The 24,598-nt window shown below is 55.4% G+C and carries 19 protein-coding genes; 10 read left to right on the top strand and 9 right to left on the bottom strand.

The annotated features are described in order from the left end of the window. Positions 1–85: 85 nt before the first annotated feature. The 7 genes from B9A24_RS00870 (at position 86) to B9A24_RS00845 (ending at position 13,515) form a co-directional block, all read left to right on the top strand. Positions 86–1,597: an IS1182 family transposase gene (locus tag B9A24_RS00870; RefSeq protein WP_159451898.1), complete on the top strand. Its 1,512-nt coding sequence runs from the start codon at positions 86–88 to the stop codon at positions 1,595–1,597. Between the two features lie 452 nt (positions 1,598–2,049). After that, positions 2,050–2,325, top strand: coding sequence for a hypothetical protein (locus B9A24_RS23035; RefSeq protein WP_317044204.1), 276 nt, complete (start codon positions 2,050–2,052; stop codon positions 2,323–2,325). Positions 2,326–2,334: 9 nt separating this feature from the next. Continuing rightward, on the top strand, positions 2,335–4,815 hold the full coding sequence (locus tag B9A24_RS00865; protein ID WP_317044205.1) for a M14 family zinc carboxypeptidase: 2,481 nt from the start codon (positions 2,335–2,337) through the stop codon (positions 4,813–4,815). Between the two features lie 449 nt (positions 4,816–5,264). Next, complete coding sequence (locus tag B9A24_RS00860; protein WP_159451897.1) at positions 5,265–8,369, top strand: SusC/RagA family TonB-linked outer membrane protein; 3,105 nt, start codon at positions 5,265–5,267, stop codon at positions 8,367–8,369. 30 nt (positions 8,370–8,399) lie between these two features. Continuing rightward, positions 8,400–9,920, top strand: a complete 1,521-nt coding sequence (locus tag B9A24_RS00855; RefSeq protein WP_084443246.1) for a SusD/RagB family nutrient-binding outer membrane lipoprotein — start codon at positions 8,400–8,402, stop codon at positions 9,918–9,920. Between the two features lie 337 nt (positions 9,921–10,257). Next, entirely contained in the window at positions 10,258–11,793 is a 1,536-nt protein-coding gene (locus B9A24_RS00850; RefSeq protein ID WP_084443245.1) for a S10 family peptidase, read from the top strand. Between the two features lie 126 nt (positions 11,794–11,919). Beyond that, the gene (locus B9A24_RS00845) at positions 11,920–13,515 is read left to right on the top strand and encodes an amidohydrolase family protein (RefSeq protein ID WP_084443244.1); all 1,596 of its coding nucleotides are present in this window, start codon (positions 11,920–11,922) and stop codon (positions 13,513–13,515) included. A gap of 98 nt (positions 13,516–13,613) precedes the next feature. On the opposite strand, the gene B9A24_RS00840 is transcribed toward B9A24_RS00845, so the two are convergent. From B9A24_RS00840 to B9A24_RS00815, 7 genes are all read right to left on the bottom strand, one after another. Then, the gene (locus B9A24_RS00840) at positions 13,614–13,916 is read right to left on the bottom strand and encodes a hypothetical protein (RefSeq protein ID WP_143434678.1); all 303 of its coding nucleotides are present in this window, start codon (positions 13,914–13,916) and stop codon (positions 13,614–13,616) included. A 1,576-nt stretch (positions 13,917–15,492) separates the two neighbouring features. Beyond that, complete coding sequence (locus tag B9A24_RS00835) at positions 15,493–15,729, bottom strand: helix-turn-helix domain-containing protein (RefSeq protein WP_159451896.1); 237 nt, start codon at positions 15,727–15,729, stop codon at positions 15,493–15,495. 184 nt (positions 15,730–15,913) lie between these two features. Continuing rightward, on the bottom strand, positions 15,914–16,207 hold the full coding sequence (locus B9A24_RS23145; protein ID WP_143434677.1) for a CoA transferase: 294 nt from the start codon (positions 16,205–16,207) through the stop codon (positions 15,914–15,916). Next, entirely contained in the window at positions 16,158–16,490 is a 333-nt protein-coding gene (locus B9A24_RS00830) for a CoA transferase (RefSeq protein WP_084443238.1), read from the bottom strand. Before B9A24_RS00830 ends, B9A24_RS23145 begins: the two co-directional genes overlap by 50 nt. Beyond that, positions 16,490–17,695, bottom strand: coding sequence for an acyl-CoA dehydrogenase family protein (locus tag B9A24_RS00825; RefSeq protein WP_084443236.1), 1,206 nt, complete (start codon positions 17,693–17,695; stop codon positions 16,490–16,492). The genes B9A24_RS00830 and B9A24_RS00825 overlap by 1 nt, the downstream gene beginning before the upstream one ends. A gap of 29 nt (positions 17,696–17,724) precedes the next feature. Beyond that, positions 17,725–19,866, bottom strand: a complete 2,142-nt coding sequence (locus B9A24_RS00820; protein ID WP_084443234.1) for a 3-hydroxyacyl-CoA dehydrogenase NAD-binding domain-containing protein — start codon at positions 19,864–19,866, stop codon at positions 17,725–17,727. 31 nt (positions 19,867–19,897) lie between these two features. Further along, on the bottom strand, positions 19,898–21,097 hold the full coding sequence (locus tag B9A24_RS00815; protein ID WP_084443232.1) for an acetyl-CoA C-acetyltransferase: 1,200 nt from the start codon (positions 21,095–21,097) through the stop codon (positions 19,898–19,900). Positions 21,098–21,488: 391 nt separating this feature from the next. Here B9A24_RS00815 and B9A24_RS00805 point away from each other — a divergent pair, with 391 nt between their 5' ends. The 3 genes from B9A24_RS00805 to B9A24_RS00795 all read left to right on the top strand — a co-directional run bounded on the left by B9A24_RS00805 (position 21,489) and on the right by B9A24_RS00795 (position 23,008). Further along, a complete protein-coding gene (locus B9A24_RS00805) occupies positions 21,489–22,052 on the top strand; it encodes a TetR/AcrR family transcriptional regulator (protein WP_084443227.1) in 564 nt (187 codons plus the stop codon). 370 nt (positions 22,053–22,422) lie between these two features. After that, positions 22,423–22,659: a DUF3606 domain-containing protein gene (locus B9A24_RS22890; protein ID WP_084443225.1), complete on the top strand. Its 237-nt coding sequence runs from the start codon at positions 22,423–22,425 to the stop codon at positions 22,657–22,659. 154 nt (positions 22,660–22,813) lie between these two features. Then, entirely contained in the window at positions 22,814–23,008 is a 195-nt protein-coding gene (locus tag B9A24_RS00795; protein WP_143434676.1) for a hypothetical protein, read from the top strand. A gap of 12 nt (positions 23,009–23,020) precedes the next feature. Here B9A24_RS00795 and B9A24_RS00790 read toward each other — a convergent pair whose 3' ends face one another. Together B9A24_RS00790 and parS are read right to left on the bottom strand one after the other, a co-directional pair. After that, positions 23,021–23,566 carry an RES family NAD+ phosphorylase gene (locus B9A24_RS00790; RefSeq protein WP_084443221.1) on the bottom strand — a complete coding sequence of 182 codons (546 nt, stop codon included), beginning with the start codon at positions 23,564–23,566 and terminating at the stop codon, positions 23,021–23,023. A 9-nt stretch (positions 23,567–23,575) separates the two neighbouring features. After that, positions 23,576–24,073 carry a type II RES/Xre toxin-antitoxin system antitoxin gene (gene parS, locus B9A24_RS00785; RefSeq protein WP_084443219.1) on the bottom strand — a complete coding sequence of 166 codons (498 nt, stop codon included), beginning with the start codon at positions 24,071–24,073 and terminating at the stop codon, positions 23,576–23,578. Positions 24,074–24,598 lie beyond the last annotated feature (525 nt).

Below are 24,598 nucleotides of genomic sequence, written 5' to 3'. Positions count from 1 at the left end.
TGGCTGTTGCAGAACCAATTACCCCATTCGCGTTTAGGCGCGTAGAGAGAGGATGCAAGGCAGGAAACACTTCACGGATAAAGTCGTGACCCGCTTTCGGCTCTCCGAACGGGTCCCCGCGCATAACTTCTATCGGCAGTTAGCCGAGCTGATAGACTGGCGTTTTCTCTATGAGGAGACCCAGGCGCATTACAGCCATACCGGGCAGCCTTCCCTGGACCCGGTCGTGTTCTTCAAGCTCGTGCTCGTGGGCCGATTGGAGAACCTGGTCAGTGACCGGCGCCTGGTCGAGCACTGTGCCATGCGCTTAGACATCCTCTACTTCCTCGGCTACGAGGTGGACGAGGCGTTGCCCTGGCATTCCACCATCAGCCGCACCCGGCAGCTGTATCCCGCCCAGGTCTTCGAGCACCTGTTCGACCACGTGTTTGCCCAGTGTGTGGCCCAGGGCCTGGTGGCCGGTGATACGCAAGCCGTGGATTCGGCGCCCGTCAAGGCCAATGCCTCGCTGCACCGGCTCTGCGAAAAGCAGCCCCCGGAGGCGGCGGTACCGAGTATGCGACTAGCTGGGGGGCCGGATCGGGAGGCCCTGTCCCAGCCGGCAGCGGCCGTGTCAACCACACCCGCGCATGTGCTGCGCCGGGTGGCCAATCGGCAACGGCAAGTCCAGCAGCAGACGGGGCACCTAGGGGCCCGGCGCCCGCACGCGCGCTTGGTGAGCAACAAAACGCATTATAGCCCCACCGATCCGGAAGCGCGCATCTCTATCAAGCCCGGCAAAGTGCGGGCGCTAAACTACCTCTGTAGCCTGGCCGTGGACACGGCCCAGGGCGTCATCAGCCACGTGCAAGCCGATTTGGCGGACAGCCGCGACAGTGTGCACTTACCGGAGGTAGTGGCGCACTTGCACCACCGCTTGCTGGGGCATGGGTTGCCCCTGCAGGATCTGGTGGCGGATACCAACTACTCTAGTGGTCTGAACTACGCCTTGCTCGAACGACAAGGGATTACCCCCTGGATTCCGGTATTCGGGAAGTACAAGCCCGCAATTGAGGGCTTTGCCTATGATGCCGCGGCGGACTGTTTCACGTGCCCAGCGGGCAAGCAACTCCCCTTCAAGGGCTATGACAAGAATTTGGACGGTAGCCTCTTGAAGCTGTATCGCGCCTCCACCCGCGATTGCCGACTATGCCGGCTGAAAGCCACCTGCGCGCCGAAGAGCAACAAGCGCAAGATCACGCACACGGCCTATGACCCGCACTACCGCCGGGCCTTGCATCGGCAGCAGAGCCCGCAGGGGCAACGCATGCGGCTCCTACGCCAGAGCACGGTGGAACCCGTGTTTGAAAGTTTGCTCCAGCACTACGGCCTGCGGCGGGTGAACACGCGCGGCCGTGCCAGTGCGCATAAGACGATGCTGCTCGCCGCCATGGCCTATAATCTCAAGAAGCTGCGCAAGCATCAACCACCGAAATGCCGCACGATTGCCCTGGCGTTACCCCCACCTCCGCCTGTAACGCCGCTTTTTGAGCTGCGAACACGACGAATGGTGGCTAGCAGAAAACGAACGAAGAAGGCAGCCCCTAAGAAGACCTGAGTTCTGCAACAGCCACTATGGCTTTCGGACCCTAACTCGGGCAGCCAGGACTTCTAACAGGACCTGCCTTCCAGCTCTATCATCATGGTATTAGGCGCGCTCAGCCACCCTAGGCATTTCTTGCGGTTACGATCTGCTAATGCCGCCCGTAGCGGTCTCAACGGGGCCCAGCAGCGTAGTCGTCCGGCCCAGCAGGACGTTCGTTCCCCAGGACCTCCATGACCTTGGGTAAAAGGTGGGTCCAACAGGTCGTCGAGCACCTTGCGCCCGGCTACTTTTTGCGTCGGTTACTGCCGCGCAACGCTCTGCTAGCCCGGCGTTGCTTCTACCGGCTTGGCGGGTAAGCGGAGCAGATTAGGTTATGGTAATGTATTAAGTATTCTTTGCATTATCCGTAACGCTAGCCGTCTCCTGCAATGCCCAAACCCCTACTTCTCGTCCTTGCTGTAATATTGATAGTATGCATAGACTTCAGGCTCTACGGGCAGAAAATTGATACCACGTATAATAGGAAGATTAAGGAATATACCACCGATGCCAAATTCCTGCCGGCATCGGTACTGGATCTGGTGGAGGATGGCCGGGTTCCGTCGCCCCTGAAACATTTTGGAACCATCATTGGCGCCCCCGGCGTCATGCACCGCACCGCGGAAATATATGGCTACTATAAAAAGCTGGCCGAAACATCGCCCTTAATCTCGATCAAGCAGGTGGGCACCACCGAATAAGGACGCGCCATCAACCTGGTCACGATCGGCAGTGAAGAGGCACTCAAAAAGCTGGACCAGTATAAAGCCCAGTTAGCACTGTTAGCCGATCCCCGGAAAGTAGGAACCCGGGATGTCAATCAAATCATCAACCAGGCCAAACCGGTATTTTACTTGAACGCGGGCTTGCACTCCACGGAAATGGGTTCGCCGGAAATGCTCATGGAGCTGGCCTACCGGCTCGTCACCGGCAATACGGAGGAGATCCGGAAAATCCGGGAGAATATTATTGTCACCATCAACCCGGTATCCGAGCCGGATGGGCGCGACAAACAGGTGGACTGGTACTACCGCTACACCAAAGCCAAAACCAGCTACGATGACGGTTTCCGCGCGTCGCCGCCCTACTGGGGCAAGTATGTCTTTCATGATAACAACCGCGACGGCATTCAGGTATCGCAGCAGCTGACCAAAGCCATCTTTGCTATTTATTACGACTGGCATCCCACGGTCATGCTTGATCTGCACGAGTCAGTGCCCCTGATTTATATGTCGACGGGGACCGGGCCGTACAACGACACGGTGGACCCGATCACCATCGGGGAGTGGCAGGTGATGGCCAACCACGACGTGACCGCCTTGGCCGCACAGGGCTTACCCGGCGCGTTTACCTGGGCCTTCTACGACGGCTGGCACCCGGGCTATGCCCTGTGGATTGCCAATAACCACAACTCGATCGGCCGCTTTTACGAAACCTTCGGCAATGCCGGCGGCAACACATTCCTGCGGGATCTGTCGGAAGCAAAATTTGCCGGTGATGCCGTCACCAGCCGCGAATGGTACCGGCCGGATCCCGCGACCCAGCAGGTGTACTGGTCCTCCCGCAACAACATCAACTACATGGAAGCGGGGGTGCTGGCTTCGCTCGCCTACACCGCCGATAACGGCAAAGTCCTGCTGCGCAATTTCTACCAGAAAGGCCTGAATAACATCCGCAAAGGACAGCAGGACAAGCCCCGGGCTTTTATTATTCCGGCCAAGCAGCACGACCCGGCAATGGCGGCTTTTCTGGTGAACCAGCTGCGTAAGCAGAACATTGAGGTACACCGGGCCGCGAAGGGCGACAACCAAAGCGACTACGTGGTCTTGTTGGATCAGCCGTACCGGAATCTGGCCGTAACCCTGTTAACCAAACAGAATTTCCCGAAGGAAGCGAAGTTTCCGCCGTACGATGATATTGCCTGGACCCTGGGCTATCTGTATGGCGTGGAGGTACGGGCGGAGGACAGCGTCAAGTATACCCCAGCCACGCTTTCCCTACTGACTAAGGATGTACAATACGAAGGGCAAATAAAGGGCGACGGGCAAGCGTATGTGCTCAGCTACAAAGCCCAGAACAGGGTACTGCCGGCCTTGTATTGGCTACGATCAGAAAACAAGCAGGCCACCGCCGCGGTGTTAGAAGCCAAAACGGTCCTGGAGGGAACAAACGATACGCTGGCGGCGGGTTCGATAGTCTTCCGAAAACTTACCCCGCCGCAGGCCACCAAGCTGGCGGCTCGGTTTGGCCTGGATCTACAGGCCACGAAAACGGCCCCGGCCACCCGGCAGCACCCGGTGGAGCTGCCCCGGGTGGCTATTTATCACACCTGGACCGACACCCAGGATGAAGGGTGGGCCCGGTATACCTTCGAGCAGGCGGGAATTCCCTACACCTCGATCAGTAAGGACGATTTAAAAAAGGGCGGTTTACGCAAACGGTTTGATGTCATCCTCATTCCGCGCACGCGGGGCTCCGCCAGCGACTTTATCAATGAGGTAGACAAAAAATTGGGCCCCATGCCGTATACCAAAACGGCCGAATTCCCGTCCCACGGCTATCCTGATGCCACCCCAGACATGACCGGCGGCCCGGGCTTTGCCGGCCTGGAACAGTTGAAACGATTTGCCGATACCGGGGGCGTACTTATCAGCCTGGATAACTCCTCCCACATCCTGGCCACGGCGGGTATTGGCCGGGAGTTGCAGCCGGTGGAGGCCGCGGGGCTTTTTCATCCGGGCTCCGTCGTGAACGTCAAAGTTCGCCAAGCGGATCATTGCGTGCTGTACGGATTTCCCGAGGTGTTCCCGATTTTCCGGGGTAACGGCCCGCTGCTGCAGGTGCGCAAGCACCAGCGGGAAATGCTGTTGCTGCAGTATGGCACAAAGCCGTTGAAGGACGAGGAAAAATACACCGGACCCATTCTGGGAATGCCCGCGAAGAAAGAAGGGCCAGCGGCCAAAGAAACGCCCAAAAAGGAAACGCCCTACGTACTGTCGGGCATGGTCCGCAATGAGCAGACCATCATCGGCCAAGGAGCCATCTTTACCGTCCCCGTCGGCACGGGACGGGTGGTAGCCTTTACGTTTGACCCCTTACACCGGTATTTGAATCTGCACGATGCCCCCTTGGTGTGGAATATTCTGATCAACTGGGCGTATCTCAAGCAGCAACCCCTGGCGCACCAGTAAGCGCCGCCTGTGGACGGCGGCTTGCCAACGGGCCTGTTGCAGAAAACGACAACCTCTTCCGCTCCGACAGGAATGGCCTTGGTTAAAAGTGTGGTCCAAATATTACATGGCCCTGCGCACCACGTGGATGTAGAGGCATGAGGCACGAAAACGGGTGTTCTCGGATAGCGCCAGAGCAGTATCCCATTTACCCCCTCCACAGCAAGAAAAGTGGTGCCCGCAACAGGTCACTAACCTTTGGACCACACTTTTAACCGAGGCCATATTTCTTGTGGGTGGCGGGCAAGCCGCCAAGATTCGGTTTCTCGGTCATGGGCAGTGGAAGATAAGGCTTCACACTGCCCGTTTTAGCTAGACCACCTCATTCATAGTTCTTATTTATGTATCGTATTTTCTTGTTTATATACCTTATTCATGTATCTTCCTTCAAGGAACCTAAACTGAATTTTATGATGAGAAAGCTACTCTCAGTTTTTCTGTTCTTAGGCGTCTGCCGGATGGCACTAGCCCAGGACAAAGACATTACAGGCAAAGTTGTTTCCCAGGAAGACAACTCACCTATGCCGGGCGTCACGCTGGTGATCGAAGGCACCACCAGAGGCACCCAAACAGACGTGGGGGGCAAATTTAGTTTGCAGGCCCCCGAGGGCTCCACTCTGATTGTTTCCTTCATTGGCTTCCTGACGCAGAAAATCCCCGTCACAAATCAGAGCGTGTACAACATCTCCATTGCGCAGGACTCGAAGCTGCTCGAGGAAGTTGTGGTTACCTCCTTCGGTATTGAACGGGACAAGAAATCGCTGGGGTATGGGGTGAGTGGGGTCAGCTCCGAGCAGATCACCAAGGCCCCCGTGGCCGATGTGACCAATGCCTTGGCGGGCAAAGTGGCCGGGGTGCAGATATCCGGTACCGGTGGGGGGCTTGCCAGTTCCAACATCACGATCAGGGGCTTCTCCAGTATCACGGGCAGCAATCAGCCCTTGTTCGTGATAGATGGAGTGCCGATTGATAACAGCGGGGGCGGCAACAGTGTGAACTCAGGAGTAGCTACCTCCAACAGGGCGGCGGATATCAATCCGGACGATGTAGAAAGCATCAGTGTGCTGAAAGGCGCCGCGGCCACCGTTCTATACGGGTCGAGGGCGGCTTCCGGCGTTATCCTCATCACCACCAAAAAAGGCAGGGCGGGCACTAAGAACCTGATTAACTTCTCCTCTAACTACGCCGTAGGGGAGATAAACCGGTTTCCTGACTTCCAGAATGAGTATGCCCAGGGCAACAACGGCACTTACGCCAGCAATGCCCCAGGCTCGTGGGGACCGCGCATAAACGGGCAGACCGTAACCAACTGGTTTGGCGAACAGGAGGTGCTGCAAGCCTACCCGAACAATGTGCGCGACATTCTGCAGAGCTCTGCCTTTCTACAAAATAACCTGAGCTTCTCCGGTGCTACCGATAAAAGCAACTACCGGATATCCTACGGCAACACCTATGAAACGGGGCTGGTACCGGGCAATAAGCTGAACAGAAATTCTTTCAACATCAATCTCGGTACCAGCTTAACGGACAAGCTGACGGTCAACACCTCCATCAACTACATTAACAACCGCTCAGAGAGAACACAGGCCGGCAACCAGGGCTCCAATCCGCTCTGGAGGGGCATCTATACGCCCAGAAGCTATAACCTGTCGGGTTTGCCCTACCAGGATGGGTTGGGCAACCAGCTCTGGTTTGCCGCCGAGGACCATCCCTACTGGGCCATCGAGCACGTGACCTTCTCTGACGAGACGAACAGAGTATTTGGTAACCTGAACCTGGCTTATGACTTTACGGACTGGCTGCGGGCCGACTTCCGAATTGGGGGCGACGTGTTTTCTACGCTTAGCAAAGGGTTTGATGACAAAGGCATCAGAAGCAACGGCAACACCAACTCGGCCGGCGCAGGAGGCTTACGAGACGGCGAGCTCTTTTCCCGCGACATTAACTCCTATCTAACGGTAACGGGCAACAGGAACATCGGGGATAACTTCCGAATCACGGCCACCTTAGGCAACGAGGTGATATCCAACTACAGCCGTACTCTAAATGCCGTAGGTTTGGGTATAGTGGTGCCCGGGTTCGACAACCTGAAGAACTTCCTGGCTTATAACCCTTCCGGCAGCATTACGGAGCGGAGGTTGATGGGTTTCTTCGGCGACTTTATTGTGGATTACAAAAGCTTCCTAACCCTGAACATCAAAGGCAGAAACGACTTTTCTTCGACCCTGACCAAGGGCAACCGGTCTATCTTCTATCCGGCGGTAGCGGTGAGCTTTGTGCCGACCGATGCATTTCCCCAATTGAAAGGGAATATCTTATCTTCTGCTAAGATTCGGGCTAACGTAGGAGAAGTAGGCAAGGGGGCCGCCGTATACAGCACCAACACCTACTGGGGCCAAGCGAATGCCGCCGATGGCTGGGGCTCCACCACAGTTAACTTTCCCTTTAATGGCTTAGCTGGTTATACGTACAACAACTCCGCCGGCAATCCGAACCTCAAGCCTGAGTTTACGCGGGAGATAGAGCTAGGCACCGAGCTCAGCTTCTTCAAGGACCGCTTTTACATCGATGCATCGGTTTACAGGAGAGACACCAGAAACCTGATCTTTGCGGTTCCGGTTCCGGCTACCTCCGGCTTTACCAGTTCTATCACAAATGCCGGCAAGCTATCTACCAAAGGGCTGGAGTTACTGCTGTCGGGAAGTCCTGTCAAAACAGCGAATTTCCGATGGGAGTCTATTCTAAACTTTACCACCTTCCGAACCATTGTAGAAGAGCTGGCGCCGGGCGTGGAAAGACTTACCATTGGTGGCTTTACCTCACCTAACACCCAGGCCGTTGCCGGCAAGCAGTACGGCCTGATCTACTCTACCGACTACCTCAAGGACGAGCAGGGAAGACTCAGGATCGGGGCAAACGGGCTGCCGCTCACTGCCCCAGGCGTATCGGCAACGGGTAACCCAAATCCGCGGTTTACCATGGGCCTGACCAATAACTTCACCTACAAAGCCTTTAACCTGTCCTTCCTGCTAGACTGGAAGTATAAGGGCGATATTCTCTCCCGAACTGTTGGCGATTTAAGAATTCAGGGAGTGGCGGCTGAAACGGCCGAGTTCCCACGCTTTAACGCAGATGGCACCCCGAACAAGCCGTACCTGTTCGAAGGGGTTTTGGCTGATGGTCGACCTAACGATGTGTATGTGACAGCGCAGGACTACTGGGGCCTGAGAGGCAAGTATGTCGCCTGGGCCGGCTATGTACACGATGCATCGTTTGTGAAGCTGCGCGAGGCGAACCTGAGCTATAGCCTGCCTAAGCAGTTGCTTTCCAGAGTTGGCTTTATCAACGCGCTCCAGGTATCGCTTTATGGCCGCAACCTGTTCGTGCATGCGCCTAACTATCCGCACCTCGATCCGGAGCAAAACCTGCAAGGAGTGAGCAACTCCCGCGGTCTGGAGTTTGGTATTCAGCCCGTAGCCAGAACAGTCGGTGCCAGTTTAAGGGCTACATTCTAACTTTTCCTTTATTGAAGTTAAAGCACACACATGAAGTACAATAAAATCCTATACATAGCGCTGGTGTCTGCCGGGTTGATTTTCCCCTCGTGTGACAGCTTTTTTGATGTTAACGATGACCCTAATAACATCACCGTAGCCCGTGCTACCGAGATCCTTCCGGCCGCCACTACCAACATTGGCTTCATGGGAGTAAGCGATTTGATGCGCTACAGCAACCTGATCATGCAGCAGTTCTCCGGGCATGGGCCGGTGCTGAATAACACCTTCACCAACTACGAGCGCTATTCCATCAGCGACTCGGATGTAAACAATACGTGGAACAATATTTTTGCTGGTATTCTCGCCGACCTGGAGCAGCTGATTAAAATATCAACGGAGAATGGCAGCCCCCACTACACCGGTGTTGCTAAAATCCTGAAGGCCTATACCTATCAGGTAACGGTTGATGCCTGGGGCGATGTGCCGTATGCCGAAGGGCTTAAATTTGGGGAGATACAATATCCTAAGTACGATGACGACGCCGCCATTTACCCGCAGCTGATTGCGCTCCTAGATGAAGGTATAGCGGATCTGAATGCGCCGGCCTCGCTGCTGGAGCCAAACAGCTTTACCACCATTTATGCGGCTTCTAGCTGGTCGGCGTCAAAAGTAAAATGGGAGCGGCTAGCCAATACGCTTAAGCTGAGGATGTTCCTGCACTACAGTGAGTCTAATCCGGCATTTGCCTCCCAGCAGATCACGGCCCTCATCAACAGTGGCGCGGAGTTCATGAAGTCAAATGACGATAACTTCCAGATGATGTTCCTGAACCAGCCCCAGCGGCAAAACCCGTTGGCGAGCATAGAGGGTGGCCAGTTCAGGAATCAGTTTTTCCCGAATCGCTTTCTGGTGGACCTGATGAACACCAAGGAAGACCCAAGACGGGCGGCCTACTTTATCCCATTCCCTTACAACTCCACTTCCTATAAGGGCTCTACCATTCTGGACCCCACGCCGTCGGCGCAGTATTCGCGGTTGCACAGCTACCTCAAAGGCACTGCATCTGCCGTAAACCCCGCTGGCGTTCTCCCGAACGGAAGTATAGAGGGCACGGCCATCACCTACGGCGGCGACGCGCCATCCCGGCTGCTGCTTTACTCGGAGTACAACTTTATCAGAGCCGAAGCCGCTTTACGCTTCGGTGCCCCCGGCGATGCAGAAACTTTCTTCCGCGAAGGGATACGGGCCTCCCTAAGTAGTGCCGGAACAGCACCGGCCGCCATCACGGCTTACTTGGCTGCGCATGGCACCCTGGCCGGCACGCCGGCGGCGAAGCTCGAGCAGCTCATCAACCAGAAATACATTGCCAATTTCGGCGTGGTGATGGAAAACTGGACTGACTGGAGAAGAACAGGCTACCCCAACATTAAGCCTATACCGACACCTATTGCCGTTTGGAATGGCGTTCCAAGGTCGCTGTTCTATCCGTTTAACGAAGTAAGCAGCAACCCCAATATCAAGCAAAAAGCAACCTTGCTGGAAAGAGTATTCTGGGACACGCGTCAATAGAAGGTCAGGAGCGCACCACTCTACAACCGGTTATGCGCTCCTGATTGCAACCCACCGTAAACGCACCGCTTTCTGGTTCTTCACAGCGAGTATCTACAGCTATTTCCTCAAGCCATTGGCCAGGTATGTATTTACGCGCGGCAGCTCGTTGCTGACGTGGTAGAATTTGCCCCCCAGCCGGTTGTGCAACGAGCCAACGCGCCGTGGCGCTTCGCTACCCAATTCAGAAATTGCTATAGGTTAGAAGTAAGCGCTGGAAACTAAAATGCTGACGTTGAAAACGAATACAGAAAGCTAACCTGAACATGATAACTATATCTGGTTTAAAGACTAAAAAATGAAAAGACTCTTTCCCTTATTACTTCTCCTATCAGTTGCCTTGACACCCGTAGCGGCGCAGAAGCTGGCCCTGAAACTGGACTCGACTGTACTCACCAAACACGAGGTGACGGTAAAGGGCAAACGTATTCCGTACACCGCCACCGCCGGCACCCAACCCGTCTGGGATGAGAAGGGCAAGCCGGTGGCCGGGCTATTCTACACCTACTACGAGCGCTCTGATGTGAAGGACAAGGCGAACCGGCCACTGGTCATTTCCTTCAACGGCGGCCCTGGTTCCGCCTCGGTTTGGATGCACATCGCCTATACAGGGCCCCGGCTGCTTAACATTGATAAGGAAGGATATCCATTGCAGCCGTACGGGATAAAGGAGAACCCACACTCCATTCTGGATGTAGCCGACATCGTGTATGTAAACCCGGTAAACACCGGGCTCTCCCGAGCGGTAGATACGCTTAAGGCAGAGGATGTCTCCAAACGGTTTTTTGGCGTAAATGCCGACATCAAGTACCTGGCCGGCTGGATAAACACCTTTGTCAGCCGCAAGAAACGGTGGGCTTCGCCGAAGTACCTGATCGGCGAGAGCTATGGTACCACCCGGGTCTCGGGGCTTGCCCTGGAGCTGCAGAATGCCCACTGGATGTATCTGAACGGGGTGATTCTGGTTTCGCCCACGGAGTTAGGCATCAAGCGCGAAGGCCCGGTAGCCGCCGCCAACATGTTGCCTTATTATGCAGCCACTGCCTGGCATCATAAGGTACTACAGTCCGATCTGCAACAGAAGGATTTGACGGCGATGCTGCCCGAAGTAGAGGAATTCACGATTAACGAGCTGATTCCGGCTATTACCAGAGGCTGGAGCCTCGGGGACCAGAAGAGAAAAGAAATTGCCGGCAAAATGGCACACTACTCCGGCTTATCAGAAGAGGTAATTCTACAGCAAAACCTGAGCGTGCCGCCGGCCTTTTTCTGGAAAGAGCTGCTGCGTAAGGAAGGCTACACCATTGGCCGGCTCGACTCCCGCTACATCGGAATCGATAAGCAGGAGATTGGCTTGCAGCCGGATTATGCGCCGGAGCTTACCTCGTGGCTGCACTCCTTTACCCCAGCCATTAACCTGTACATAAGAGAGGAGCTGAAATACAAGACCGACATAAAGTACAATATGTTCGGGCCGGTGCGCCCCTGGGACAACAGCGACGATAACACAGGTGACAACCTGCGGCAGGCCATGGCCCAGAACCCGAACCTGCATCTGATGGTACAGTCGGGCTACTACGATGGCGCCTGCGACTACTTCAATGCGAAATACAACATGTGGCAAATGGACCCAAGCGGTAAAATGCAGGACCGCATGAGCTTCAAAGGCTACCGCAGCGGGCACATGATGTACCTACGCAGCGAAGATCTGGCCACCTCCAACGAGGATATCCGGGAGTTTATCCGGGCTTCTTTGCCGAAGCCCGGCCAGCCGGCCCAGTATACCCGCAAGAAAGCGGATGCGGGTATGCCGACAGGCCAAACGAACAGATAACAGGCTGCACGTTGCTCTACCTGTCCGTTTTGATTTACTCTAGTCAGAACCTTAGCCGCGCGATCACCACATTCAAAGCTCTGTCTCCGGTAGGAGACAGAGCTTTGTATTAAAAGCAACATCCGTATGAAGTCTCACAAAACACTTTTTCTGCTGCTGTGCCTGCTGGCTCAATTAAGGCTATACGCTCAGCCCGCGGCGGTGCCCAACCGGCAGGAGGGGGAAGGCCCGTGGCCGCAGCTCATCATCAGGGGGGTTATCCTGATCAACAGCACCGGTTCGCCGCCCCTGGGCCCGGTAGATATTGTGGTGGAAAACAACCGCATTACCGATGTCCGGGTGGTGGGCACAACGGCCCTGCCCATAGATGCCACCAAACGCCCCCCTCTGAAACCAGGCGGCAAGGAGCTGGACGCATCGGGTATGTACCTGTTGCCTGGCTTCGTGGATACCCATGCCCATATTGGCAACAACAATGGCTCCGATGCCAGCTATGTCTATAAGCTTTGGATGGCGCACGGCGTGACTACCATTCGGGAGCCCTCGGCAGGCAATGGCCTGGCCTGGACGCTGGAGCAGAAAAAGAAAAGTGCCCAGAACACGATTACCGCCCCACGCATACGAGCCTATACCCGGTTTGGCATGGGCAGCAAACAACCTATTGCCACGCCGCAGCAGGCCCGCGAATGGGTAAGGCAGAACGCCAAAGCCGGCGCAGATGGGATCAAGTTCTTTGGGGCCGCACCGGAAATCATGCAGGCGGCCGCCGAGGAAAACAAGAAGCTGGGCCTGAAATCGGCTATCCACCATTCCCAGACGGATGTAGGCCGCTGGAATGCGATGCACAGTGCCAAAGCCGGCATCAGCTCTTTGGAGCACTGGTATGGCCTGCCCGAAGCCATGTTTACTGACCGTACGGTGCAGCATTACTCCCTGGACTACAACTACACCAACGAACAGGACCGTTTCGAGGACGCCGGCACCTTGTGGAACCAAACCGCCGCGCCTTTCTCCGCTAAATGGAACAAGGTGATGAATGAGCTGATCGCGCTGAACTTTACCCTTTGCCCGACTTTTAATATTTACGAAGCCAACCGCGACCTGATGAGAGCCCGCACAGCAGAGTGGCACATGGACTACACCATGCCCGAACTCTGGAAGTTTTACACCCCCAGCTGGAATGCGCATGGCTCTTACTGGCACTCCTGGGGCACTGAGCAGGAGGTGCAGTGGAGAGAAAACTTCAGGTTGTGGATGGCTTTTATCAATGAATATAAAAACCGTGGTGGCAGGGTTACAGTGGGTACTGATTCGGGTTTTATTTACGAGCTTTTTGGTTTTGCTTATCCCCGCGAGATGGAACTGCTACGTGAGGCAGGATTTCACCCGCTGGAGGTTATAAAAGCTGCCACCTTGAACGGAGCGGAACTGTTAGGAATGGAAAAGGAAATTGGTAGTGTAGAGATTGGTAAGCTGGCTGATTTTGTGATTGTGGAGGAGAATCCTCTCAAGGACTTCAAAGTTTTATATGGTACCGGGGCCATCAGATTGGCAGAAAACAACCAAGTGAGTAGGGTAGGGGGAGTAAAGTATACCATCAAAGATGGCATCATATACGATGCAAAAGATTTACTTGCTCAGGTGAAAAAAATGGTTGAAGCAGAGAAAGCTAAAACAGGCTTTCAGATTACTCAACCCGGTGTAGCCCCTCACAAACACTAACCTGAATCAAGCCTTATTGGGTGTTATTAAACAAATAGGGCAAAACCTTCGAGTCCGTGGTCAAATGGGAGAGCATCAAAAAGTGTGGGGCAGTCGGGCTAGGCGGCCATTGGTAGGGTTTCCGCCGGCAGTGGCCGAAAGCCGGGATACTGCCGCCGAAAACACTCTTCCCACTCCTCATTGAGCACCTTGGTGCGGGCCTGCACGAGCAAATGCGCGCCTTTCTTGGTCCACTGCATCTGTTGCCGCTTGACTAAGCGCTTGGCCAGCACCTGATTCACCGCCGATTCGACAAAGCCGGTGGCAACGCGTTCGCCGTAGCGCTGGCGCTCCGAGTAGTCCACAATGGAAGCTCTATTTTGCTCCACATAGGTTTGAAAATCAGCAATTAGCCTGGCCAAAGGCTTCAACTTGGGGTGCTCTCAGAATTCGGAGAAGATAGCACGTTAAGGAAACCGGGTAGAAAAGTCCATCTTCAACTGTTCGCCACGGCTCGCTACTGACGGTCGGAACAGGACAGATTTCTCCTCCACTGGCCGGTCTTTGCTGAACGTTGATTGCTGAACCAGTTGATGGTACCCCTTTTAGCGACTCCTGTACGGATTCGATAGGGTTCCGGTGGTGGGGCCAGTTGTACAGTAAAAGGCACGTTTCAATAAGCCCTTGCCAGTGTGCAGCAGGCGGTTTTTAGAAGCTTAACGTGCTATATTTTCCGAATTCTGAGAGGGCCCCTACTAATGGTACTTACTCGGCGTCCAAGCGTTCAGGAAACTCTAAATCCCTTTGTGTGCTGCGAGAGACTGTCTAAACTAAAGCTTATTGGTCGCTATAGGGGCATACGAAATCATTATTTCACCTCCTGGGTGAATCCGAGCGCTTGTCACCTCTTTTGAAAGTTGGTTTGTAAAATGGGACAAGCGTTAAAACCCACACTTATTACTTCTTTTAAGGGATGTTTCCCATTCGTTATCCGACGTAGGAAGGAATGGTGCTCCCTCTACTTGGGGTAGCACGAGACTAGGAACAAAAACTATCGGTAAGGAGCATTGGAGCAGGGCCAACGCCTCAAAAAACGTCCCTTTTAACGCTACCAAGGCCGTTTTTAAGAAGCATCGGTTTCAACCAGGCTAATCTATTGCTTTCACTTATCTCACTTGTCAATGGCTCGTTATGGCCTCAAACACTGACTTGTTGAGACAAATCGGCTCGTTTTTCGGGTTCAAAAAGGCTTAGCGTTGTTTTCTGTTCTAACGCTAGTGGAACCCCTGTTACAGGGTTAGTTTCTGGTAGGAGGGATCTTGGTAATTACGTAAATAACTGATTTATAACTATTTATAAATAGTTATAAATCACAATTCTCATTTTCATTTGCGCAACCAGCAGATATAGAGCAGGTTATCCTGTTTTGATCCTTGTTTTTGTTGCATGCTTGGGCACAGCCCCACGACTCGCACAGGGGCAGGGGTGCAATTGCAGGGGAGCGGTCCCGCTATGTGAGGGTGGGGGAGGACATCTCCCGAAGGGCCAACGCAGGAAAGCGGGCGCGCTGCCTGCGCCGAGGGATCAGGCACCCAACCGGCCCGTCGTCGCTTCGTTTGCGCCTCCTTCCAGCCGTTTTCGGGGGTGCAATCGACCGCTTGACTGCGCAGGTAGTCTTCCGCCGCGTGGCGGGGCCTTCGGACTGCCAACTGACTACCCCATTCGCGATAATATTTTAGTAACTACCTGATAGATAGCAAAATAAGCCATTTTTTAGGTACTTCTACGGCCCCCTGTCCGTATGGACAGCACGTCACGCACTACCAGTAGGATGCAATTGCACCCCATTGAAGCGGATATCTGACGATGGAGGGGCTGGGATTCAGGCCGACGAGGGCATCCCCGTCCAACTGGGTAGGGCAGCATGAGTAGGCTTAACCCAGAGTGGAGGTAGGCAGGAGAAACCGGGAAGCGGCGGCCCTCTGCCCAGCGAAACGCTTAGACCAAGGGCTCGGGGAGCGCAAAGTCGACTAGTTCGCGCAACGGCATTTCCAAGCCTTCGGCCAGACACACCAACACATCCAGGGTAGGGGAGGTCTGTCCCGTTTCCAGGCGGTAAATCGTCTTTTTGGTCACATCGGCCACATCGGCCAGCACCTGCTGGCTCCAGCCCCGGGCCTTGCGCAGCCGGCGTAAATGAGCACCAAGGGCGAGGCTGCTGGCAGGTTTCTTCACCCGTGCAAGCTCAAGCCCTCGCCGTTTATTGTTGTGGACATATATGTCCACAAAGTCGATTATTTCGTACCTTTGGTCGTCCTCCTACCTTCACCCGGTACCTCACTACTCCTCCCTATCTGCCTGCCCCCTCATGCACGAGAATACGATTCTGGCTATCATCGACCGGGCCAATTAGCTGCCCTTACCAAACGTAACTATTCGTTCGTGCAAACGCCTGACTCCCTTCGTAGAGCTGGCTCAGGTCCGCGTCTGGCACCAACAGGCCACTGGGACTGGCATGGAGCGGATTAAACAGGACGCTACGATGTATTTGATTCGCACCGCCGACCAGACCTGCGTGGCCGGCCTTGTCTTTCAGCTCCCCGGTTTGTCCGTAGCCCGTAACGGAGAGATAAACGATGCTGGGATTGAGCTGCCTGGCGGCCTCAAACGAGAGGCCGCCAGGCAGCCATAGCCCCCGGCCGGAACTGCTCAATCAGCACGTCACAGTTCTTTATTTCTTCCTCGATTTGCTTCTTTCCTTCCGCGCGCTCATAATCGAGCAGCAGTGCTTTTTTGGAATGATTGAGGACGTGAACAAGCGAAGACACTTTTTCGATTTTGGGTTGAAATCCCCGCACGTAATCGGCGCGGTGGGGGCTTTCAATTTTGGTTATGCTAGCCCCTAAAGCACTGAGCAGGTGCGTGCCCAAAGGACCAGGAAGCAAACGGGTAAAATCCAATACCCGAATGCCTTCCAGTGGTTTGGTTTCAGTCATTACGCGGTTTTGGCGGCTTTCGCGGCCTTGGCCAAGTCGTGAAGCTCTTTGTAAATGCCCCGGGCAATCAGCAGCTTCATAATCTCGTTTGAACCCGCGTAGATGCGCGCTACGCGGCTGTCGGCATACATGCGGGCGATGGGGTAGTCCCACATATAGCCGTAGCCGCCAAACAGCTGCAGGCATTCATCGACTACTTTGCAGGTCATGTCCGTGGCCGAGAATTTCGCCATCGAAGCGCTTTCGGCGGTGAGCTGGTGCTCGGACATCAGGGTGGTGCACCGGTCAATAAACGCCTGGTGCAGCTGCAGCTGCGTCGCGCATTCGGCCAGCTTGAACTGCGTGTTCTGGAAACCGGCAATCGGCTGCTTAAAGGCGCTGCGGCTCATCGTGTATTCCACCGTTTTGTTGATGGCTCCTTCGGCATTGCCGACGGCGAAAATCGCCACGGTGAGCCGTTCCCGGGCCAGCTCGGTCATCATGATTTTAAAGCCCTGGCCTTCTTTGCCGAGCAGGTTTTCTTTGGGAACCTTCACGTTCTCAAAAAACAGCTCGCAGGTATCCTGGGCTTTCATCCCGATTTTTTTAAACGGCTTGCCCTTTTCGAAGCCTTTCATCGAGCTTTCCATCAGTAGTAGGGAAATGCCTTCGTTTTCCTTGCCCCGGTTGGTTCTGACCGCCACAATGGTCATGTCGCTCAGGTAGCCATTGGTGATAAAGGTTTTCTGGCCATTCACCACGTAATGGTCGCCCATGTCTTCGGCCGTCGTGCGCAGCGCCTGCAAATCACTGCCGCAGCCCGGCTCGGTCATCCCGATGGCGGTAATGATGTCGCCGGTGGCCATCAGCGGGAGGTATTGCTGCTTTTGGGCTTCCGTACCGTGTTTCAAAATATACGGCGCCACAATGTCGCTGTGCAGGCTAAAGCCCGGCCCGCTGATGTTTTCCTTGGCCAGCTCTTCCATGAAGAGGGCGGAGAAGCTGAAGTCCAAGCCCGCGCCGCCGTATTCCTGGGGCATATCGATGCAGAGCAAGCCCAACTCGCCGGCCCGCTTCCAGACCTCACGGCTTACCATTCCGCTGTTTTCCCATTCCTGCGTATGGCCGGCAACGTCGTTCTTGATGAAGTCTTTAATCATCGACCGCATCATATCGTGGTCTTCCGTCGCGTAGATTTCCCGCTTTATTAACACATTATTCAACATAAAAAAAGGCTTTTAGAGGTGGGGGAAAGTTAGTTTTTGTAGAAAATCCGGTTGTTTTCCGCTTTTGCAATTTTGTCTTTCAAGGACAGGGGCAGCCCAAACCGCTCACCGTGTTTTTCGGCCAGCCGGGCGGCGTATTCGCCAAATTCCCTGGCGCCCACGTAGTCGATGTACGACATGACGCCGCCCGTATAAACCGGGAAACCAAGGCCCAGGATAGACCCGACGTCGGCATCTTTCGGCTCGCGGATGACGCCGGAATCGAGGCACTTGTAGGCGTCAATCACCATGGCGAACAAGAGTCGTTTGCCCACTTCCTCTTCGTCGTAGCCGGCCTGCTGCGGATAGATGTTTTTCCATTCCGGCCACAGCGCCTTCTTGCCGCCCGCCGGATAATCGTAAAAGCCTTTGCCGCTTTTTCTGGAGCTTCGGCCGTGGGTATGCACAATCTCCTTCGCGAGGCGCTCGAACTCCCCTTCCTGGTCCGTCAGGGCGGGGTCCTGCGACATGACATCCAGTAGCAGATTAAGCGTTACCTCGTCCGAAACGGCGAGCGGGCCGACCGGCAGCCCTATTTTCTTCGCCACGTTTTCGATAACCGCCGGGGGCACGCCCTCGGCCAGCATCCGGATGCCTTCGTGCACAAACTTCCCGAACACGCGGGACGTGAAGAAGCCCCGGCCATCGTTGACCACAATCGGAACTTTCTGAATTCTGGTAACATAATCCACCGCGGCGGCCAGCGTTTCGTCGGAGGTTTCTTGTCCTACGATGATTTCTACCAGCGGCATTTTATCCACCGGCGAGAAAAAGTGCAGCCCGATAAACTTGTCGGCCCGGCCCGATGCCTTGGCCAGTTGGGTAATGGGAATGGTCGAGGTATTGGAAGCGTAGATGGATTGCGCGCCGATAACGGCTTCCGTTTCCCGGGTGATGGTGTTTTTCAGGTGCTCGTTTTCAAAAACGGCTTCGATAACCAGGTCGCAGTCTTTCAGGGCTTCGGCCTGGTCGGTGGCCTGAATCTTACCGAGCAGGTCATCAATTTTTTCCTGCGTGGTAAAGCCTTTTTTGAGCTTGCCGCTTTCCACCGTTTGCGCGTAAGACTTGCCTTTTTCCGCATTCTCCGCGCTGGTATCTTTCAGCACCACCTCCAGGCCGGCTTTCGCGCTTACGTAGGCAATGCCCGCGCCCATCATACCCGCGCCCAGAATACCCACTTTCTGGTAAGCCCTGGGCTCAAACCCTTTGGGCTTGGCTTTCCCTTTGGCGGCATCGCCGATAAAAACAAAGGAAGCGCGAATGATATTCCGGGTTTCCTTGGAAAACAGGGTATTCACAAAATAGCGGGCTTCCACGTCCAGCGCATTGTCCATATCGCAGGAAGCGCCGTGATAAATCGCGCTGAGCACGTTTTTTATGTGCGGCATATTTCCGTGCGTGGTCTTGTAGGCCATGGCGTTGGACACACTGAAAAATTCGGAAACGCCCGATACCTGACCAACTCCTACCGGGGTGCCGGGCACCACGAAGCCTTTCTTGTCCCAGGGCTGTTCGGCTTTTCCTTGCGCTAAAATCCAGGCTTTGGCCTTGGCGTTAAGGTCTTCACCGGGCGGGCAAAGCTCATCGACGAGGCCATCGGCCAGGGCCTCTTGGGGCGTCAGCCTTTTAGACTGCGTGATGTAGGCAATGGTTTTTTGCGGGCCCAGCATTCGGAGAAAACGCTGCGTGCCGCCCGCGCCGGGAAACAAACCCACCGAGCATTCCACCAGTCCGATTCTGTTCGTGGGGTCGGCAGCCATGATGCGGTGATGGCAGGCCAGGGCAATTTCGCAGCCGCCGCCCAGGGCCAGGCCATTGATGGCCGCCACAACGGGCTTGCCGCCTTTTTCCATGCCGCGCATGTACCGGTGGGTGCGCCGGAGCATCTCAAAGCAGGCTTCCCGGCTTTCATCATAGTTCAGAAACCACTTCAGGTCACCTCCGGCGATAAAATCCTTTTTGGCCGAATTGATGACGATGCCTTTCACGCGGGCATCCTGCACGGCTTGGTCTACGGCAGCAAAAAATTCGGCCAGGGTAGCCGGATTCATCACATTTACCGGAGAATTTTCCACATCCCAGGTGATAAAGGCGATGTTATCCGGGTCGATTTCAAACTTGATGTTGTTCATGTCTCGGAAATGGCTGGGCGTTTTGAAGACCTTAAATGCGTTCGATGATGGTGGCGATGCCCATGCCGCCGCCCACGCAAAGGGTGGCGAGGGCCGTGCTTTTATCCTGGCGCTCCAGCTCGTCGAGCGCCGTGCCCAAAATCATGCAACCGGTGGCCCCGAGCGGGTGGCCCATGGCAATGGCGCCGCCGTTTACGTTTACCCGGCTGTGGTCTACTTTCAGGTTTTCCATCAGGCGCAGGGGCACAATGGCAAACGCTTCATTTATTTCCCACAGGTCGATGTCGGAAGCCGTCATTCCGGCACTTTTCAGGGCTTTTTGCGAGGCGGGCGTTGGGCCTTCGAGCATGATGAGCGGCTCGGTGCCAACCACGGTTCCCATCCGGATAATGGCCCGGGGCTTTAGGCCCAGTTTTTCGCCCACTTCCTTATTGCCAATCAGCATCAGCGAAGCGCCATCCACCAGGCCCGAAGAATTGCCGGCGTGGTGCATATGCTGAATCTTTTCCACGTCCAGGTACCGGTTAAGCGCGGTTTGATCGAAAAGCATTTCGCCCATCATCTCGAAGGCAGGCGCAAGCTTGGCCAGCGTTTCTTTCGTGGTAGTGGCGCGGATGTATTCGTCTTCGGCGAGGTGCACAAAGCCGTTGACATCCTTTACCGGGACCATCGATTTGTTGAAATAGCCCTTATCGCGCGCCTGGGCCGCTCGTTGCTGCGAGCTGACGGCGAAACTGTCTAGGTCGTCCCGCGTGTAGCCGTATTTGGAAGCAATCAAATCGGCGGAAATCCCTTGCGGAACAGCATGCCCGAAGGCCGACTGTGGCTCCATAAACCAGGCAGCGCCGTCGATGCCCATGGGAACGCGCGACATGGATTCCACGCCCCCGGCAATCACCAGGCCCGACCAGCCGGAACGAATCCGGGCCGCCGCCTGATTGACCGCTTCCAACCCCGAAGCGCAATGCCGGTTTAAGCTCACGGCCGCCAACTGGTGGCCATAGTTGGCCACCTGCGCGGCAACTTTTGCCACGTTCCCGCCCTGCTCGCCGGCCTGCGTCACACAGCCGAGGATGATGTCTTCCACCAGCGAGGTGTCCAGGTTATTACGCTCTTTCAGCGCTTCCAGTAGCGTTGCGGTGAGTTGAACAGGGCTCACCTGCGCCAAAGCGCCTGATTTTTTGCCAATCCCCCTCGGGGTCCTCACGGCATCATAGATATAGGCTTCCATTGAAAGGCGGGCTGTGTTTTAAACGAACGGGTTCCGTTTGTGACCGAGTGGTAACAAATGTAGAGGCGGGTTTTCCCAACTCCAAAATATTTTTCAGGAACTTTCAGAACGACCAGTATCAGACGCTTAGGAGCGAACGTAACGCGCATGCAGCCCACGGGCCGTGCCTATCCGAGCGCGTGACCGACGACGGATGGACATTGCGGGAGCGAGAGCGCAGCCCAGCGGCTAAGGCCTTGCGCAACGCGGTGCGGGCCACGAAAGCCCGGCTTGCCGAGCCCAGCTCGGTGGTTTTTGCTTCGCGGACGCTGCAAAACCACCGGTGGGAAAACCTGTGTGCTTTCGGGGTGATTGTCGCGGTTCTTTCCAGAACGTTCTATCTTAGCGCATCATGAAAAGAGACCGGCAGGCGACTGAAAAGAGAATTTACGACGCATTTGTAAGCATTTTGCAAGAAAACGGCCCCCGCGGCGTCGGCATCAATGCCATTTCCAAAAAAGCAGGCGTTTCCAAGGAATTAATCTACCGTTATTACGACGGAATGAAAGGACTCTTGCTGGAATATGCGAAAAATGGGGATTTTTTCAGGAGCCTGCTGCTGATAAAAGACAACGAAGAAGAAACGGAAAACAGCCTTCAAAAATTTATGATGCAGGGCCTGGAAGAGCTGCGGAGTAATACGCTCACCCAGGAAATTCTGCGCTGGCAACTTCTTGAAAGCAACGAGCTTACCAAAGATTTATTCCGGTACACGAACCTGAAAGTAGGCCAGCTTTTTTCGCATTCGCGCGTTGATGTGGGCGCGATTCCAGAATTTCAGCTTATGATTGGCGGCTATGTGTATTTTATCTTGCTGTCGAAGTATAATAAGCACTTTATCAACATCGACCTTAGAAGCGAAAGCACCTGGGAAGCTTTTGGCGGAGCTATAAGAGCGTCATTAGATAAATCCTGAGGCCGTTTTGCAGAAGCTTTCTGAATTTTTGAGGTTTTTCTTGTTACGACTGGACTTCCAGCGCGAATTACCACCCACCCTAACGTGCTATATTTCCTGTTTTCTGAAAGGCTTCCTTTATAGTTTGGGGTGGTACGACTGTAACGGACAGCAAGGAAGGTTAATTCTGCTCTCCTGTTCAAATTGGTGGGGAGCGGTAGCCAAGAGCGGAATACCGGCGGTCGGGGTTGAAATAGAAATTGACACACTCCATCAGTAGTTACACCAACCCCAGCGGCCTAGCGCCAGCAGAGAGCTGACGCGATTGTGGCCAGTTTCGCTGCCAGGGGGCAGTATATCAACCCGCCCAGCGAATTTGATTTCTCCGACGATGTCCTTGACGCCGCCCTCCGGTTTGACTGCATGGACCTCTTCGCCTTCAAGTGGGGACCCACTTTCCCGTCTATTTAATTTTTGGACCAAACTTTTAACCAAGGCCAATCTTGTTTCCACCATTGAGGTAAATTATTGGTGCCAGGTGCTGAACTGTACTGAAACCCGGCTGCGCAACGCCGTGCTCGCCGTGGGTCCACAAGCAGCCGACGTGCGGGCTTACTTGCAGCGCTGAAATCCGTATCTTTGCCCTACAAAAAAGTATCCGCCACATCGGCTCTGCCAGTGATGTTTGGTTGGTACCGCAATGCGTTTCGGTCACAAGCTTCGGCTTGCTGTTTGACCAGAAGCCCACCCCACTGAGGGTGGGTTTTTTTGCCTACCGCTCTATGCCGCCCCGCTCCATCCGCCACTTCACCAAGCCCACTATTGACTTCACGCAGCAGCTGCAAAAGTTGCAGGCCCGGGGCCTAGTGGTAGCGGACCAGTCGCGGCCCCTGCGCTACCTGGCCAACATCAGCTATACCGGCTCAGTGGCTACTAGTGCAGCTTCTTGGTGCTTCACTAGCCGCTTTCAGGGGTAGTACAAGCAGCCGTTAGTTCTTGCGTGCGCGGCGCTTGGCCACCGAAACAACAGGTCTTTCCTCAAGTGCCGGCCGCAGCCGCTCATCAAATGCCAGTGCTGCAGTGGCCACAATGCGCACCTCCCTCATGCGGCGATGCAGGGGATTTATCAGAACATTGCGGGTCGGCGAGCCGGGCAGAATGACGGAAGGCACGGCGAAAGCCAACGCCGGATCATTGGGCTGCAGGCGGGGCCGCAGAAACTGCGGGGTAGCGTCGGGGTACGGGCGCTGGTCCCAGCCCGGCGGCAGGTCGGCCGCGGCTACCGTTTCCACGGCATCAGCCGGCAGCGCCAGAGTGAGCAGCACGAAGGGTGGCAGGTCGGCCAGCGGCGTTCCATCTAAATGCACGAAGGTTTCCAAAAACGCCAGCTCGGGCGAGGTGGAGGCGTAAATCAGGGGCACGTCCACCGGGTTCCAGCGCCCGCCGGTGCGGCGGGCCCCTTCGCCCGTCAGGGCCGTATCGAGGTGCTGCTGCTTTTGAATGCGGTACACGAGCAGCGGGGGCGTGGCGGGCATGCGCGGGGCTTAGCTGTAGACCCCGTATTCGATGCGGCCGAGCAGTTCGTCGACCACCTGAAAGCCGCTGGCCGTGTCCAGCAGCTCCAGCGGCGACTGGCCGCCCAGCAGGGCCAGCGGCCGGCGCAGCCAGCGGTTGAACTTGCCCTGGTCCTCGAACACGTCCACGCCGTGCTCGGCGAGCCGTTGCAGCAGCAGCAGCCGCTCCGATTCCATCTTGTTCAGCTCTCCCGGCTGGTCCAGCCGCCGGGCCAGGGTGCGCTCCGTGGTAGCCAGCAGTGGGGCTAGTTCCCGCACGGGCAGCGCGAGGCGCACGCCGATGGCGCGCAGCTGGCTGGTAGGCAACCCCGCCCGGGCCTGGTCAATGAGCGCAAAAATGGCCGCCGAGCTGCTGGTTTGCGGCACGATGTGGATGCTGGCCGGGGGGCTGGGGGGTACCACGACCTTTTCTTTACGGGTCCGCGCTGCCTGCGGCGGACGGTTGGCGGTTTTAACGGGGGCGCTCATGATAGGTCGGGATAGTTACTGCGCGGATGGCTTGCCATCTGGCAGTAATAATACTGCCAATTTACCAGAATAACGCCGGGCCTGGCGAAAAAGTTGTCGGGGGGAGCCGTCTATTTCCGTTGGTGTGCGAAGCGAAAAGAGACGCTATTGCCCGGTCCTTAGCTTTTTTCAGAACTTTGTGGCCCACTTTGCCGCTGAGCAAAGTCGATTCACCCTTGGCTTTGGTTAAAAGGTTGGTCTAAAAGTCGCATTTGGCACCTACCAGACTCGAATAGCGTACCGGAAAGCCATTAGCAGCGCCTTAACGGTAATTTGATTGGGCAAACCTATTTCGTATACCGCTCTTTTGCCCGTTGAGAGCTTGGGCTGGCGATAAGCTCGTTGGTACCGGAAAAAGGGCGTCTGTTTACCACCTACTTTCTGCTTCCAAAATAGTACCGATAACCAGGGGCTTATCAGTACCACGATACGGTCCGATAACGCTGCCCTTATCCCCCCTATCCGAAGGTGGAAAAGCAGTACCGG

Source organism: Hymenobacter roseosalivarius DSM 11622, assembly GCF_900176135.1.
Classification (GTDB): domain Bacteria; phylum Bacteroidota; class Bacteroidia; order Cytophagales; family Hymenobacteraceae; genus Hymenobacter; species Hymenobacter roseosalivarius.
Note: the sequence above shows the minus strand (reverse complement) of the source record. Positions and strands in the feature narration are given on the sequence as shown.